This is a genomic window from Streptomyces sp. NBC_00669 (assembly GCF_036226785.1).
GTDB lineage: Bacteria > Actinomycetota > Actinomycetes > Streptomycetales > Streptomycetaceae > Actinacidiphila.
Genome location: NZ_CP109018.1, coordinates 8,522,800 through 8,538,234 on the forward strand (window position 1 = coordinate 8,522,800; position 15,435 = coordinate 8,538,234).

Genomic DNA, 15,435 nt, shown 5'->3' on the forward strand with positions numbered 1-15,435 from the left:
GACCGAGGCGGACGCTGCCGGCGGACCACGGCCGGCCGAGTGCCGAACCGGAACCCCCACCTCCCCACCGTACAGAGCAAGTTTTGACGCGGACCGCCCTTGACGCCCCCGGCGTGCCGGCTGTTCACTTCCCGGTGCGGGAGAGCGCTCTCCCGTGTGTGGGCGGACCGCTGACACGGTGCCAGGCGCGGACCCGACGGACGGTCCGGGGTTCCGCGGTCGTCTCGTGCCGCCCGCGCACACCCCCCACCACCCCCCACATCGCGAGGGAGATCCATGTCCTCCACTCATCGGACGGCGGCGCGTGCCGCGGTCCGAAGAATCCGCTTCGCGTGGCTGGTCGCAGTCACCGTCATGGCCATGACCGCAACTCTCTTCGGCGGGACCGGGCCCGCGCACGCCGCCGACGCCGCCCTGCTGTCGCAGGGCAAGCCCGCCACCGCGTCCTCGATCGAGAACGCCGGCACCCCGGCGTCCGCGGCGGTGGACGGTGACACCGGCACCCGCTGGTCCAGCGCCGCCGCCGACCCGCAGTGGCTCCAGGTCGACCTGGGCGCGAACGCGAGCGTCAGCAAGGTCGTCCTGACCTGGGAGGCGGCCTACGCCACCGGCTTCCAGATCCAGGTCTCCGCCGACGGCTCCACCTGGACCCCGGCCTACTCCACCACCACCGGCACCGGGGGCACGCAGACGCTGGCCGTAAACGCTTCCGGCCGCTATGTCCGGATGTACGGCACCAAGCGGGCCACCGGATACGGCTACTCGCTCTGGGAGTTCCAGGTCTACGGCACCCTCACCGGGGGCACGAGCGCGAGCTGCGGCTCGGCGAACTCCGCGCTCGACCAGCCCGCGACCGCCTCCTCCACGGAGAACGCCGGCACCCCGGCGTCCGCGGCGGTGGACGGCGACGCCGGCACCCGCTGGTCCAGCGCGGCGGCCGACCCGCAGTGGCTCCAGATCGACCTCGGCGCCAGCGTGCCGATCTGCGAAGTGGTGCTCCAGTGGGAGGCGGCCTACGCCACCGCCTTCCAGATCCAGGTCTCCGACAACGCTTCCACCTGGAGCCCGGTCTACTCCACCACCACCGGTACCGGCGGCACCCAGACCCTCGACGTGACCGGCACCGGCCGCTACATCCGGATGTACGGCACCGCCCGCGCGACCGGATACGGCTACTCGCTGTGGGAGTTCCAGGTCCGCACCGGCGGCAGCGGCGACGGCGGCGGCACCCCGACCGGCGACTGCGGCACCACCAACGCCGCCCTCGGCCACCCGGCCACCGCCTCCTCCGTGCAGGACGACGACCCCGGCTACTCGCCCAACTACGCCGTGGACGGCAGCACCGTGACCCGCTGGGCGAGCGCCTACGCCGACCCGCAGTGGTTCGAGGTGGACCTCGGCGCGAGCCTGCCGATCTGCCAGGTGGTGCTCCAGTGGGAGAACGCCTACGCCACCGGCTTCCAGATCCAGGTCTCCGCCGACGGCTCCACCTGGAGCCCGGTCTACTCCACCACCACGGGCACCGGCGGCAAGCAGACCCTCGACGTGACCGGCACCGGCCGCTACATCCGGATGTACGGCACCACGCGCGCGACCGGATACGGCTACGCCCTGTGGGAGTTCCAGGTCCACACCGTCGGCGACGTGACCGGCACCGTGCCGCCCCCGCCCAGCCGGCCCGCGCCCGGCGACTGCCCGTGGGTGAACTCCACCGCGCCGGCCGCCACCCGCGTCGCCCAGCTCATGGGCCAGATGTCGCTGGACGAGAAGGTCGCCATGCTGCACGGCACCGACTCGCCCGACTACATCGGCAAGATCATCGGCAACCCGTCGCTGTGCGTCCCCGACGTCAACTTCGAGGACGGCCCGGCCGGTGTCGGCGACGGCCTCGGCGGGGTCACGCAGATGCCCTCGGGGCTGGTGTCGGCCGCGACCTTCGACACCGCCTACGAGCAGGACTACGGCACCGCGGTCGGCCAGGAGTTCGCCGCCAAGGGCGTGAACGTGGCGCTCGGCCCGACCGTCAACATGGTGCGCGACCCGCGCTGGGGCCGCGCGTTCGAGACGTTCGGCGAGGACCCCTACCTGTCCGGGCAGATGGGCGCCGCGGACGTCCAGGGCATCCAGGGCCAGGGCGTGATGGCGGAGGTCAAGCACGCGGCCGCGTACAACATCGAGCAGCCGGCCGGCACCATCGACGTGGACGCGCGCACGCTCCAGGAGATCTACCTGCCCGCGTTCCAGACCGCCATCGAGCAGGGCGGCGCGGCCTCGGTGATGTGCGCGTACAGCAACGTGAACAACGTGCCCTCCTGCCAGAACCCCGACATCCTCAACAAGCCGCTCTACCAGCAGGCCGGCTTCACCGGGTTCGTCACCTCCGACTGGGGCGCGATCCACTCCACCGTCGACTCCGCGAACGCGGGGCTCACCGTGGAGATGCCCGGCGGCTACTACTACGCCGACTACCTGATCCAGGCCGTGCAGGACGGCCAGGTCAGCCAGGCCACCGTGGACACGATGGTCTCCCGGGTGCTCACCCAGATGTTCCGGTTCGGCATGTTCGACAAGGCACCGTCCGGCTCCAAGACCGCGATCGTCACCACCCCGGCACACGCGCAGGTCGCGCTGAAGGGCGACGAGGAGGGCACGGTGCTGCTGAAGAACAACGGCATCCTGCCGCTCAGCACGTCGAGCACCAAGTCCGTCGCCGTGATCGGCCAGGACGCCGGACCCGGCGCCCAGACCATCGGCGGCGGCAGCGGCACCGTCACCAGCGCGGGCACCTACACCCCGATCATCGGCATCCAGGACCGGTTGCAGGGCACCGGCACCTCGGTCACCTACAACGACGGCACCGACCAGAGCTCCGCCGCCGCGCTCGCCAAGTCCTCCGACGTGGCGATCGTCTTCGCCAGTGACAACTACGGCCACGAGGAGGCGGACAACACCTCGCTCAACCTCCCGAACGACCAGGACGCGCTGATCTCCGCGGTGGCGGCGGCCAACCCGCACACCATCGTGGTGCTCAACGACAACGCGGCGATCCTCATGCCGTGGCTGGACCAGGTCGCCGGCGTCTTCGAGGGCTTCTACGACGGGCAGGAGTGGGGAGAGGCGATCGCCGCGCTGCTCTTCGGCGACGCCAACCCCTCCGGACACCTGCCGGTGACCTTCCCGACCTCGCTCGCCCAGGTCCCGGCGAACACCACCGCGCAGTGGCCGGGCACCGACGGCAAGGTCGAGTACTCCGAGGGCCTGGACATCGGCTACCGGTGGTACGACGCGAAGAACGTCGCACCGCTCTTCCCGTTCGGGTACGGCCTGTCGTACACGGACTTCGCCTTCAGCGACCTGCACGTGGGGGCGATCTCCGGCAGCCGGGCCACGGTCACCGCGACCGTCACCAACACCGGGAGCAGGGCCGGCGCGGAGGTCGCGCAGCTGTACGTCGGCGATCCCGGCGCGGCGGGGGAGCCACCGCACCAGTTGAAGGGCTTCCAGCGGATCTCGCTGGCCCCGGGCGCCTCCGGGACGGTGACCTTCACCGTCAGCACCCGTGACCTCGCGTCATGGGACACCGGCTCCGGCACCTGGACGGCCGCCGCGGGGAACTACCAGATCCTCGTCGGCGACTCGTCCCGGAACCTGCCGCTGACCGGCACGCTGTCGCTGCCCTCGACGGTCACCGCCGCCGGCTGACGGCGGCCGCCGGTGCCGTGGCCCGCCGCACGCGGGTCACGGCACCACCGGCGCCCGGGCCCGCGGTCACGACTCCTCCTCGCCCGGCCACAGCTCGTCGGCCCGCAGGGCGAGGTCCTGGAGTATGTCCGCGGACGTCACGTCGGTGCGGCCCGCGTCGTGGACGTCCGCGAGCTGGAGGAAGATCAGGGAGAACGCCCCGGTCAGGCGCTCGATCACCGGGCTGAGCTGGATGCTCAGCGCCTCGCCGATCTCGCTCGGGCTGGCGTCGGCGGGGAACTCGATGGTCGGCATGGTCTCGTTGAGCAGCGCGCGTACGTTGTCGCCCGAGATGTCCTGCCGGTCGGGGTCCTCCTCCAGCAGCACCTGCATCTGCCGGGCCTCGGTGAGGATGCCGATGATCCGCCGTACGAAATCGCTGTCCCTCATGCCGGGAGCGTACGCCGTCGGTACACGTGTGTACCGGGCGGACGCGGATGGTTCGGAGGGTGTCGGGGTGTCGAGGTGTCAGTGGATGTCGGGCGGGCCCGGGTGCGCGAGGTCGTCCGGCAGCGGCTGGGCCGGACGGTACTCCGCGGGCGCCGAGCCGTCGGCCAGCGCGGCGGGCGCGTCGGCCAGGCCGAACCGGTCGCGGACCCGGCCGAGGAAGTCGGGGTCGGCCAGCCGGGCCAGCCGCGCCCGCCGCGGCGCCGCGTACACCGACACCCAGTCACCGGGGTCGAGCACTCCGCACAGCCGTCCGTCCACGCTGACCGCGACCCGCCCCGACCGCTCCAGCACCCGCACCGCCACCCGCTCCTCGCGCGCGGACAGCACCAGGCTGCGGTCGAAGACCATGTGCGGGGCCACCGGAGTGAACACCAGCGCGTCCAGGTGCGGCGAGACGATCGGCCCGCCCGCGGCGAAGCTGTACGCGGTGGACCCGGTGGAGGAGGCCACCACGAACGCGTCCGCCGAGTAGAAGCCGAGCAGCCGCCCCGACACGTAGATCGCGACGCTCGCCTGGCGGTCCCTGGCCAGCTTCTCGAAGACCACGTCGTTCAGGCCCAGCACGTCCAGGGCAACGCCCCACCCGGTGTGCCCGGGATCGGCGTCGCGCGGGGTCGGCGGCGGCAGCAGGGGGCCGCGGCCGTACCGCAGCAGGGCCTGCATCCCGGTCGGGATCTCCAGCGGGCGGGAGGCGCGCATGGTGAGCATCAGCCGTTCGTCGACGTGCCCGGTGCCGGCGTGCACCGCGTCCAGCGCCGCCTCCAGGTCCGGCACGCGCACCTCGGTGAGGAACCCCACCCGGCCCACGTCGATCCCGAGCACCAGGGCGTCCACCGCGGCGGCCACCCGCACCCCGCGCAGCAGGGTGCCGTCGCCGCCGACGGTCACCACCAGGTCCGGCAGCCCGGCCTGTTCCGCCTCCTCCAGCGCGGTCAGCCGCCCCATGCCGCCGTCCTTCTCGTCGCCGTCGGCGGCAGGGGTGTTCCACACGTCGATCTCCGCGCACGGGACGCCGCGTGCCCGGGCCCATGCCTTGACGCGTGCCGCGGCCGCCACGGCGGCCTCCTTGCCGCCGTGCACGACCAGCCCGATCCGCTCGATCACCCCTTCACCGTAGGGGCGGGCCGGGGCCGGGGCCCGGTCGGCGCGTGGTCCGGCCCGGGGCGCGGCGGCGCCGGGTCCGCCGTGTGGGGGACGCCGGTCACCCACACGGCCGTTCCATGACGGCGCTGCGGTACGTCTTGCCCGGCCACTGGACGGTCTCGCGCCGGGCGAAGCCCCACGCCGTGTACAGCTCGACCAGGTGCGCCGCGGGTTCCGCGGTGTCCACGCCGAGGTGGGAGGCGCCCGCGTCGCCGGCCCACCGGCGGCCCACCGCCCACAGCCGGGAGGCGAGCCCCTGGCCGCGGTCCGCGGGATCGACCGCCATCTGGTTGAGCCAGGCCCGGCCCGGAGCCGCCGCGGTGCGGCTCAGCCGGCGCAGCGTCTCGTGCGGCGGCAGCGTCATCGTCAGGCTCGCCGCGATCCGGGAGCCGTCCACCAGCAGCCACGAGGCGCCCGTCCCGGCCCGCTTCAGCGTGGTCCGCTCCGTCTGGTCCACCGCGGTGAAGTTCAGCCCGCGCCCGCCCAGTTCCGCGTAGGCGCGGTGCAGCATCGCGGTCAGGGCGGGGGCATCGGCGGGTTCGAACGGGCGCAGCCGGTACATGCGCCCCACCGTAGGGGCGGTGGTTCCGGCCGGGACCGGCAGGGGTGCGAGCCGGGGCGCGATGGGGTGCGATGGGGTGTTCGTCCGGGTTGGCCCGTTAGGGTCGTGGGCAGGCGGCCTCGCAAGGGAGCCGCGCAGGATGGATCGGACACAGGGCCACGCGCAAGGCGGGCCCGGGCAGTGAGAGGGAAGCGCGTGGGGCTCGTGCGGTGCGGAAACGGCAGGGCGCGGTGGCTGCGCCGGGGCCGCAACCTGCTGCTCGCGGCCGTACTGATCGCGGTCGCCAGCGCCGCCGGGATCTGGCTGGCGGTGCGGCTCACCCCCATGCAGTCGGTCTCCGCGGCCGGCCAGAACGTGCAGGTCGGCGCCGCCCAGCCGGGCCTGAGCCGGTCCGGCCCCGGCGAGCTGGACCTGTTCGGCGAGGCGATCCCGACCCAGCCGCGCTTCGACGGGCCGATCCGCCCCAAGCTCAAGCTCGCCCACATCACCCTCGACTCGCAGGTGAACCAGGCGTTCCACGCCGACGGCGACAACGCGCTGGTGCCGATGCTCAGCCGGCAGCTCGCGGCGGGCTGGAAGCGCTACTGCATCTGGGAGACCCTCGTCGCGGCCGGCTGCGCGGGCGTGATCACCATCGCCATCGCGGGCGCCGGCCGCACCTCGCACCGCACCATGCTGACGATGCTCGCCGCGACCCTGGTGACGGTGAGCGCGGCGAACGCCGCCGGGGTGTACCTGCTCGCCTCCGGCACCCCCCGCGCGCTGCGCCAGGTGCACACGCTCGACGACCTGGTCGGCCGGACCCGTGCGGAGCCGGTGCCCGCCGCCAAGGGCTCCGCGCTGCCGGGCATCCACGCGGTGGTGATCGGCGACTCGACCGCCGCGGGCATCGGCAACCCGCTGGTGGAGCACCCCACCGCGCTGGACCGCACCTGCGGCCGCAGCTCCGACGCCTACGCGGCCGACCTCGCCGCCGCCAACGGCTGGAAGGTGCTCAACCTCGCCTGCCAGGGCGCCACCGTGTCCGACGGCATCCTCGGGGTGCAAGTGCGCGGCGGCAAGGTGGTGCCGCCGCAGCTCGCGGTCGCCCAGCGGGCGACCGGCGCGTCGACCGTGATCGTCAGCATCGGCGCCAACGACATGAACTGGGGGCTGCTGACCGGGCTCTGCGCGGCGGCGCCGGTCTGCGACGACGACGCGTCCACCGCGTACTTCAAGGAGGAGCTGGCCGGCTTCACCCAGGACTACCTGGACCTGCTCGAACAACTCGCCGCGCTGCCGCACCATCCGGCGGTGCTGGTCAACGAGTACTACGACCCGTTCGGGCCGGACACCGGCTGCCTGAAGAAGGACGGCATCACCCGGGAGAAGGCCGACGTCCTCGGCTCCCGGCTGTCGGACCTCAACGCGGTGCTGGAGAGCGGCGCCGCCACCTTCCACTTCGCCGTCGCCCGGCCGGGCTTCGAGGGGCACGAACTATGCAGCAAGCAGCCGTTCGTGCAGGACGCCACCGGCAAGGCGCCGCTGCACCCGACCGCGGCCGGGGAACTCGCCATCGCGCTCGCCGACCAGCAGGCGCTCGGCGCGATCGAGGCCGACCGCGCCGCCCACCCCGACCGCACGGCCCAGCCCGGCCCGACACCGACCGGCGGCGGTACGCCGGGCACCACCGCTTCGCCGGGGGCCGGACCCGCCGCGACGGCTGCCGGCGGCGTCGCCGGTGCGGGCGCCCCCGCGAACACGCCCGCGAGCACGCCCACGACCGCCCCCGCCCGGGAGCCCTGACCTCCGCTTCCCGCCCCGGCCCCTGACGGTGTCGCAGCCGATGCCGCAGCGATGCCGCAGCGAGGCCGCGGCGGCGCCGTGCCGGTGCCGTACCGCCGCCAGGGCGCCGCCGCAGTGGTGTCCTGCCGCGGGCTCCGGCATGTGGCCAAGATCACCCACATCACCCAATGTGACGGCGTCCGGGGCCGGTTGCGGGTCGGCGGCCAATGCCGCGCCGACCGTCATCGCCCGCGCCCCCGGGAATCGCGCCGACCTCTCCCGACGCCCGCGCCCCGGCGCCGTACGCACCCCTACACCGCGGCGGGCGACTTGGCGACCCGCGCCTCGCCAGGTACGCTCCGTGACCGCGCCCATCGAGCAAAGATGTCCGGTCGGTATCGGTAGCCGGACGTTTTGGTGTCCGATGTAGTGTCGGGCGAGTCGCCCGGCTTGTCGCCGGATCGTTCGGGAAGAGAGATCGACCGCATGCTGCTGGCGTATTCGCCGAGCCTGCCGAGCCCGTCACCGCGCGGGCGAAGGCCGGGACCTGCACCGACCCGTCACCGCCGGGGCGGTGCCGAGGCACGTCGGCGGGCCGCGGCCGTACCGGGAGGCGCCCGATGACCGCCACCACCACCGGCTCGGCCGACACCGCGCAGACCCCGGACACCGAGGACCGGCCCGCCGGCCTGCGGCGGTTCCCGCTGCTGCCCGCCCGGATGCGCCCGCGCAACCGGCCCCGGCTGCTGCTGGAACTCGCCTTCACCGTCGCCCTGTACCTGGCCTACAGCCGCACCCGCCGCTACGTCCCGCGGGAGAAGAGCGAGGCACTGCACCGCGCCCGCGAGGTCCTGCACTTCGAGCGGCTGCTGCACGTCGACTTCGAGCTGAGCCTCAACCACGCCGTCGACAAGATCAACTGGTTGACGGTCGGCATGAACTACTACTACGCGACGCTGCACTTCGCGATCACCCCGGCGGTGCTGATCTGGCTCTACGCCCGCCGCCCGCAGTACTACCGGGCGGCCCGCACCGCGCTGTACACCGCGACCTGCCTGGCACTGGTCGGCTTCACGCTCTTCGCGCTCGCCCCGCCGCGCTTCCTGCGCTCCGAGGGGTTCATCGACACCATCGTCAGCCACCACACCCACGGCTCCTGGGACTCCGGGCACGTCTCCACGGTGTCCAACCAGTACGCCGCGATGCCGTCGGTGCACATCGTCTGGTCGGCGTGGTGCGGGCTGACGCTGTTCTTCCTGGCCCGCTGGACCTGGCTGCGGGTGCTCGGCGTGTGCTACCCGCTGGCCACCTTCGTGGTCATCATCTCCACCGCCAACCACTTCTTCGCCGACGCGGTGGCCGGCGCGGCCACCCTCGCCATCGGCTTCCTCCTCCAGCGGCTGCTCTTCGGCCGCCGGGCCTACCCGAAGCTGCGCCGGTCCGCCGGGGACGGCAAGGGCGGGGGAGGGGAGGGCGATCAGACGTCCGACCCGTCGGCACGCGACGCCTCCGACGAGCCGTCGGCCACCGCGGCCGCGGTCGAGGGCGCCCCCAGGTGGGGGAAGCGGAACTCGGTCCGGCTGACGTAGACCTCGCCCGGCCGCAGTACCGTCGCCGGGTACTCCGGCCGGTTCGGCGAGTCCGGGAAGTGCTGGGTCTCCAGGCACACCGCGCCGTGCCGCGGGTACGGCCGGCCGGCCGGTCCGGTCAGCGAGCCGTCCAGCGCGTTGCCGGTGTAGACCTGGATGCCCGGCTCGGTGGTCCACACCTCCATGCACCGCCCGCTGCCCGGGTCGTCGAGCCGGGCGGCCCGGCGCGGTGCCCCGCCCGGCTCCGGCGCGGCCAGCGTCCAGCAGTGGTCGTAGCCGCCGGCGTCGGCGAGTTGCCGGTCCCGGTCGCCGATCCGCTCGCCGATCGTCCGGGCCCGGCCGAAGTCGAAGGCGCTGCCCGCGGTGGGCGCGACCGGGCCGAGCGGCACCGCCTCGGCCGTGACCGGCAGGTAGCCGTCGGAGTCCAGCCGCAGGGTGTGGCCGAGGATGTCGCCGCGTCCGGCGCCCGCCAGGTTGAAGTAGGCGTGGTTGGTGAGGTTCACGTGGGTGGCCCGGTCGGCGCGGGCGCGGTAGTCGACGCTCAGCGTGCCCGCGGCGGTGAGCCGGTAGACCACCTCGACGTCGAGCGCGCCGGGGAAGCCCATGTCGCCGTCCGGGCTGTGCAGGGTCAGCCGCAGCGCGGCGGTGTCCGGGCCGTTGTCCGCGGCGGGCGCGGCCTGCCAGCCCCGGCGGTGGAAGCCGTCGGGGCCGCCGTGCAGGGCGTGCCCGCGGTCGTTGGGCGGGATCAGGTGGGCCTGGCCGTCGAGGGTGAACCGGCCGTACGCGATCCGGTTGGCGTACCGGCCGACGACCGCCCCGAGGTAGGGCTGGTCGGCGAGGTAGTCGGCGAGCGCGGGCAGGCCGAGCACGACGTCCTCGGTGCGCCCGGCCGGGTCCGGCACGTGCAGGCCGCGCAAGGTGGCGCCGTGGTCGAGGACTTCGGCGCGCACCCCGGTGCCCGAGTCCAGCGTCCAGCACGCGACGGCGGCGCCGCCCGGTGCGGTGCCGAACGGCGAGCGGCGCAGGGAGGCGGCGGGCGCGGGGGACTGAGAGGGCATGGTCATCCTGGGACGAGGGCCGGTGGGAGGGCGTGCCGCGACGGTCGCCGCCCGGCCACGGGGAGGGACACGGGCGCGGGCGCGGCGGCGGTCGGTCGGCGGGTGAGGGGCGCGGCGACGGGGCCGGGGCGGGCCTCGGCCGATCCGCACGCGCGGCCCCGGCGTCAGCTTCTTCGCACCGCCGTGGACTCCCTGACCAGCAGCCGGTAGCCGGGCAGGATGCGGCGCGGCTGGGGCGGTTCGGCGCCGCCGGCGACCGCGATCCGCTCCACCAGGCAGTCCACCGCGAGTTGGGCCAGCGCGGCCTTGTCCGGGGCGACGGTGGTCAGCGAGACCATGCCGTAGCGGCTCTCCTCGATGTCGTCGAAGCCCACCACGGCGATGTCCTCCGGCACTCGCAGGCCCCGCTCGACCAGGGTGCGCATCGCGCCCAGGGCGATCAGGTCGTTGTAGGCGAACACCGCGTCGGGCCGGTCCTCGCGGTCCAGCAGCGCGGCCATCGCGGCGGCGCCGTCGGCGCGGTCGTAGCCCTCGGTGGCGGCGACCATCGACTCGTCGGGGACCAGCCCGGCGGCGGTGATCGCCTCCCGCCAGCCGCGCAGCCGCAGGTGGGCCGGCTGGCGCGCGCTCTCCCGGCGGGCACCGAGGAAGGCGATCCGGCGCCGCCCGATGTCCAGCAGATGCCGTACCGCGGTCCGCGCCGCACCCACGTTGTCGATCATGATGTGGTCGTACGGGGCGTCGTACTCGCGCTCGCCGAGCAGCACCATCGGCGGGCCCTCGGGGCGGGTCAGCAGGTCCTCGCTCTCCAGCCGGATCGGGCTGAGGATCAGCCCGTCGATGACGTGCGAGCGGAACCCCTGCGAGACCAGCACCTCCTTCTCGCGCAGCCCCGCGGTGTGGTCGAGCAGCACCGTCAGCTCGTGCCGGGCCGCCGCGTCGATCACCGCGCCGGCCACCTCCGCGAAGTAGGGGTTGCCGAGCTCGGGCACGGCCAGCGTGATGATGCCGGTACGGCCCTTGCGCAGGTGGCGTGCCGTCAGGTTGGGCCGGTAGCCGAGTTCGTCGATCGCCTGCTGGACCCGCCGGCGCGTGCTCGGCGTGACGTGGGGGTAGTCGTTCACCACGTTGGAGACGGTCTTCACGGACACGCCGGCGCGCAGCGCGACATCCTTGAGGCTGACGCCCACGGAAATCCTCTCTCGGTCGGACCGGTTGCGTCGCGGTCCGGCTCAGGTCTGCGGCCCCCCGGCCCGCGGTGGTGCTGGTGCCCTGGTACGGCGGTCACTCCAGCTGCTGGGTACGGCTCAGCAGCGTCTGTAGCAGTACCACGACGGCCAGGAAGCCGCCGTTGACGGTGTCGGTGAACGCCGATCCGTACTGCGAGAAATAGTGGTCGATCAGATTGTGGATCACCGCGAGCAGCAGCACACCGCTGACCGTGCCGCCGATCGAACCGGCACCGCCGGTGAGCAGGGTGCCGCCGATCACCACCGCGGCGATCGCGGTCAGTTCGTAGCCGACGCCGATGGTGGTCACGCCCGAGCCGAGCCGGGCGCCGCCGAGCGCGCCCGCGCCCGCCGCCAGGGTGCCGGACAGCAGGTACACCAGCACCTTCGCCCGGGCCACCGGCAGGCCCATCAGCCGCGCCGCGTGCTCGTTGCCGCCCAGCGCGGTCAGCGTGGCGCCGAACCGGGTCCGGGTCAGCAGCAGCGCGCCGAGCGCGAAGAGCGCCGCGACGATCAGCACGGGGGTCCAGGTGCCGGCGCCCAGGTTCCGGAACCAGGAGTGGGCCGGCACCAGGTAGGTGGTGGCGCCCTCGCTGGTGACGGCCTGCAACAGCCCGCGCAGGCCCAGCAGTCCGACCAGCGTCACGATGAACGGCGCCATCCGCGCGTACGCGATCAGCAGGCCCTGCACGGTGCCCCAGGCCGCGCCGACCGCCAGCGGCAGCACGATCGCCAGCCAGGTGCCGTGCCGCGAGCCGTACGCGCCGAGCACGCCGCCGAGCGCGAACATCGAGCCGACCGACAGGTCGATGCCGCCGGTGATGATGACGAAGGTCATTCCGAGCGCCAGCAGCCACACGAAGGCGTTGCTGCCGAGGATGCTGCTGATGTTGTTCCAGGTCGGGAAGGTCGAGGAGGTCGCCGAGGCGATGGCGACGACGAGGACCAGGACGGCCAGCGCGCCGTGCCGCTGCACCTGGGAGGCGATCCGCTCGCGGACCGGGACCCGCGCGGCCTGCCCGTCGGACGCGGCGCCCGGCGGCATCGGGGCCGGCTGGAGGGCGGTGGAAGTCATCGGGTCCCTCGCTCCTGGGAGGCGTACACCGCGAAGCAGATGATGGCGGCCTCGACGATCTGAGTGTAGGAGGTGTGCACGTTGTGCTGGGTCAGTACGGCGGTGATGAGCTGCATGAACAGCGCACCGGCGACGGTGCCCAGCACCCGCACCCGGCCGCCGGACAGCGGGGTGCCGCCGACCACGACCGCGGTGATGGCGTCCAGTTCCATGTTCAGGCCCTGGTTGGCCGGGTCGGCCTCCGCGCCGTGGCCGACGATCAGCACGCCGGCGAGCGCGGCGAGCACGCCCGACAGCACGTAGACGGTGATCAGCACCCGGCGGACCGGCAGGCCGGACAGCCGGCTCGCCTGCCGGTTGTCGCCGATCGCGACGAGTTGCCGGCCGAAGGTGGTGCGGCGCACCAGCAGCCCGGTCAGCAGCGCGCAGACGCCGGCGATCCAGGCCATCTCGGGGACGCCGCCGAGGGTGTGCGAGCCGAGGCCGAGCAGGCCGGACTGGGTGATCGGCTTGGCCGAGTTGCCGTTGACGATCTCGGCGAGGCCGCGCACGCCGATCATCAGCGACAGCGTCGCCACGATCGGCTGGACCCGGGCGAAGGCGACCATCGCGCCGCCGACCGCGCCGGTGGCCGCGCCCAGCACCAGCGCCACCGCGAGCGCGGCGAACAGGCCGTACCCGGCGTAGAGCGGCACCACCGACGCGGCGAGCGCGATCGTGGCGCCCACCGACAGGTCGATGCCCTCGGTGCCGATCACCAGGGACATGCCCAGCGCGACCAGCAGCGTCGGGGCGACCTGGTAGAGCTGGACGCGGATGTTGCCCGTCGACAGGAACGACCCGTCCAGGCCGACCGCGACCACGAACAGGACGACCAGCGCGGCATACACGCCGTACTCCTGGAGCAGGCGCAGCAGCCGGCCGCGGTCCAGGGCCGCGCCCGGCCAGGTGAGGGAGGTCATGGCTGCTTCTCCTTGGCGGGGCGCGCTCGGGGGTGTCCGGGATCAGCGGGTTCGTCGGGATCAGCGGGTTCGTCGGGACCAGCGGGGTCTGAGGGTGCGGCGGGGTCTGAGGGTGCGGCGGAGGCGTCGGGTCGGGCGGAGGCGTCGGGTTCGGCCGAAGCGTCGGGTGCGGCGGGCTCGGCCTGCTCGGCCTGCTCCACCGGCTCGGCGGGTGCGGCCGGTTCGGGTGCGGCCGGTGCGGCCGGTGCCGCCGACTCCGGCGAGTCCGGTGCCGTGGCGAGCGCGTCCAGCAGGCCGGCCTCGCTGACATCGTCGCCGTCGAGGTGGCCGACGACGTGGCCGTCCTTGAGGATGACCACCCGGTCGGAGCCCTCGATCAGCTCTTCGAGGTCGGAGGAGATCAGCAGCACCCCCAGCCCGTCGCGGGCGAGTTCGTCGACCAGGCCCTGCACCTCCGCCTTGGCGCCGACGTCGATGCCGCGGGTCGGCTCGTCCAGCAGCAGCACCTTCGGGTTCAGGCACAGCCAGCGGGCCAGCAGCACCTTCTGCTGGTTGCCGCCGGACAGGTCGCCGACCTTCTGGTCGGGGCCCGACGCCTTGATCCGCAGCCGCTTCATGAAGAACGTGACGATCTCGTCCTGCTTGGCCTGCGAGACCAGCCCGGCCCGCGACAGCCGGGGCAGCGCGGCCAGCGAGATGTTCTCCCGGACCGACAGGTTCGGGATCACCCCCTCCGCCTTGCGGTCCTCCGGCAGCATCACCACGCCCGCGCGGATCGCGGCGGCCGGGCTGCGGCGGTGCATCGCCCTGCCCTCCACCTCGACGGAGCCCTGCTCGGTGGCGAGTGCCCCGATGATCGCCTTCGCGGTCTCGCTGCGTCCGGCCCCCAACAGGCCGCCCAGCCCGACGACTTCGCCCGGATGCACGTCGAGCGAGACGCCGTGCAGGCGGTGACGGACCGTCAGGTCGGTCGCACGGAGGGCGGGTTGGCCGTCATGGCGCTCGTGCCCATCGGAGTCGAAGGCGGTGCTGCCCTTCTCCCGGACCGCGGACATCTCCCGGCCGAGCATCAGCGACACCAGCTTGAGGCGCTCGAGGCCGGCGATCCGCCCGGTGTGCACCACCCTGCCGTCACGCATGACGGTGACCCGGTCGCACACGGCGTACAGCTCGTCGAGCCGGTGGCTGACGTACACCACCGCGATGCCCTGCTCCTTCAGGCCGCGGATCACCGAGAAGAGGGTCTCGACCTCCTTCGGCTCCAGCGACGAGGTCGGCTCGTCCATGATCACCACGCGGGCGTCGACCTGCACCGCCCGGGCCAGCGCGACCATCTGCTGGGCGCCCAGGCCCAGGGTGCGCAGCGGCCGGGTGACGTCCACCCGGACGCCGAACCGGCCGAGGACGTCGGCTGCTTCACGGTTCATCCGGCGGTTGTCGACCAGGCCGAAGCGGCGCGGCTCGCGGCCGAGGAACAGGTTGCGGGCCACCGACATCAGCGGGACCAGGTTGACCTCCTGGTAGATCGTGGAGATCCCGGCCGCCTGGGCCTCCAGTGGGTTGCGGAAGTCCCGCGCCTCGCCGCCGAGTCGTACGGTGCCGGCGTCGGGGCGGTGCACGCCGGTCATCACCTTGATCAGGGTGGACTTGCCCGCGCCGTTCTCGCCGATGAGGGCGTGCACTTCGGCGGGCCGCAGCGTGAAGTCCACCTCGCGCAGGGCGTGGACGCCCGCGAAGCTCTTGTCGACCCCCGCCACCTCCAGGATGGCGTCGCTGCGGGGGTCCGGGTCCGGCTGGACCAACGTCTTCCTCCTCTCGCGGAGTCGTGCGCGGTGCTGCGGGGGGAGCGGTGCACGGCGGGG

Annotated in this window: 11 protein-coding genes; 3 read left to right on the forward strand and 8 right to left on the reverse strand. The window is 73.6% G+C overall.

Features of this window, described 5'->3' with window-relative positions:
• The first annotated feature begins 360 nt into the window (after positions 1-360).
• Positions 361-3,702 carry a discoidin domain-containing protein gene (locus tag OG896_RS35970; RefSeq protein WP_329372137.1) on the forward strand — a complete coding sequence of 1,114 codons (3,342 nt, stop codon included), beginning with the start codon at positions 361-363 and terminating at the stop codon, positions 3,700-3,702.
• A 66-nt stretch (positions 3,703-3,768) separates the two neighbouring features.
• Here OG896_RS35970 and OG896_RS35975 read toward each other — a convergent pair whose 3' ends face one another.
• The 3 genes from OG896_RS35975 to OG896_RS35985 form a co-directional block, all read right to left on the reverse strand.
• Positions 3,769-4,131 (reverse strand): hypothetical protein, encoded by a 363-nt coding sequence (locus tag OG896_RS35975; RefSeq protein ID WP_329372138.1) that lies wholly within the window; start codon positions 4,129-4,131, stop codon positions 3,769-3,771.
• Positions 4,132-4,209: 78 nt separating this feature from the next.
• The gene (locus OG896_RS35980; RefSeq protein WP_443057203.1) at positions 4,210-5,295 is read right to left on the reverse strand and encodes an NAD(+)/NADH kinase; all 1,086 of its coding nucleotides are present in this window, start codon (positions 5,293-5,295) and stop codon (positions 4,210-4,212) included.
• A gap of 97 nt (positions 5,296-5,392) precedes the next feature.
• Positions 5,393-5,896, reverse strand: a complete 504-nt coding sequence (locus tag OG896_RS35985) for a GNAT family N-acetyltransferase (protein ID WP_329372140.1) — start codon at positions 5,894-5,896, stop codon at positions 5,393-5,395.
• 195 nt (positions 5,897-6,091) lie between these two features.
• Between OG896_RS35985 and OG896_RS35990 the strand changes: the two genes are divergently transcribed.
• Complete coding sequence (locus OG896_RS35990) at positions 6,092-7,681, forward strand: GDSL-type esterase/lipase family protein (RefSeq protein WP_329372142.1); 1,590 nt, start codon at positions 6,092-6,094, stop codon at positions 7,679-7,681.
• Positions 7,682-8,280: 599 nt separating this feature from the next.
• Entirely contained in the window at positions 8,281-9,249 is a 969-nt protein-coding gene (locus tag OG896_RS35995) for a phosphatase PAP2 family protein (protein ID WP_329372144.1), read from the forward strand.
• Here OG896_RS35995 and OG896_RS36000 read toward each other — a convergent pair.
• The 5 genes from OG896_RS36000 to OG896_RS36020 all read right to left on the reverse strand — a co-directional run bounded on the left by OG896_RS36000 (position 9,138) and on the right by OG896_RS36020 (position 15,375).
• Positions 9,138-10,307, reverse strand: coding sequence for an aldose epimerase family protein (locus tag OG896_RS36000; RefSeq protein ID WP_329372145.1), 1,170 nt, complete (start codon positions 10,305-10,307; stop codon positions 9,138-9,140). The two genes, OG896_RS35995 and OG896_RS36000, sit on opposite strands and share 112 nt — an antisense overlap.
• Positions 10,308-10,471: 164 nt before the next feature.
• Positions 10,472-11,497 (reverse strand): LacI family DNA-binding transcriptional regulator, encoded by a 1,026-nt coding sequence (locus tag OG896_RS36005; RefSeq protein WP_328460910.1) that lies wholly within the window; start codon positions 11,495-11,497, stop codon positions 10,472-10,474.
• Positions 11,498-11,591: 94 nt separating this feature from the next.
• Positions 11,592-12,611, reverse strand: a complete 1,020-nt coding sequence (locus OG896_RS36010; RefSeq protein WP_329372148.1) for an ABC transporter permease — start codon at positions 12,609-12,611, stop codon at positions 11,592-11,594.
• A complete protein-coding gene (locus tag OG896_RS36015; RefSeq protein WP_329372150.1) occupies positions 12,608-13,573 on the reverse strand; it encodes an ABC transporter permease in 966 nt (321 codons plus the stop codon). The genes OG896_RS36010 and OG896_RS36015 overlap by 4 nt, the downstream gene beginning before the upstream one ends.
• Positions 13,570-15,375: a sugar ABC transporter ATP-binding protein gene (locus OG896_RS36020; RefSeq protein ID WP_329372151.1), complete on the reverse strand. Its 1,806-nt coding sequence runs from the start codon at positions 15,373-15,375 to the stop codon at positions 13,570-13,572. Before OG896_RS36020 ends, OG896_RS36015 begins: the two co-directional genes overlap by 4 nt.
• Between the last annotated feature and the right edge of the window lie 60 nt (positions 15,376-15,435).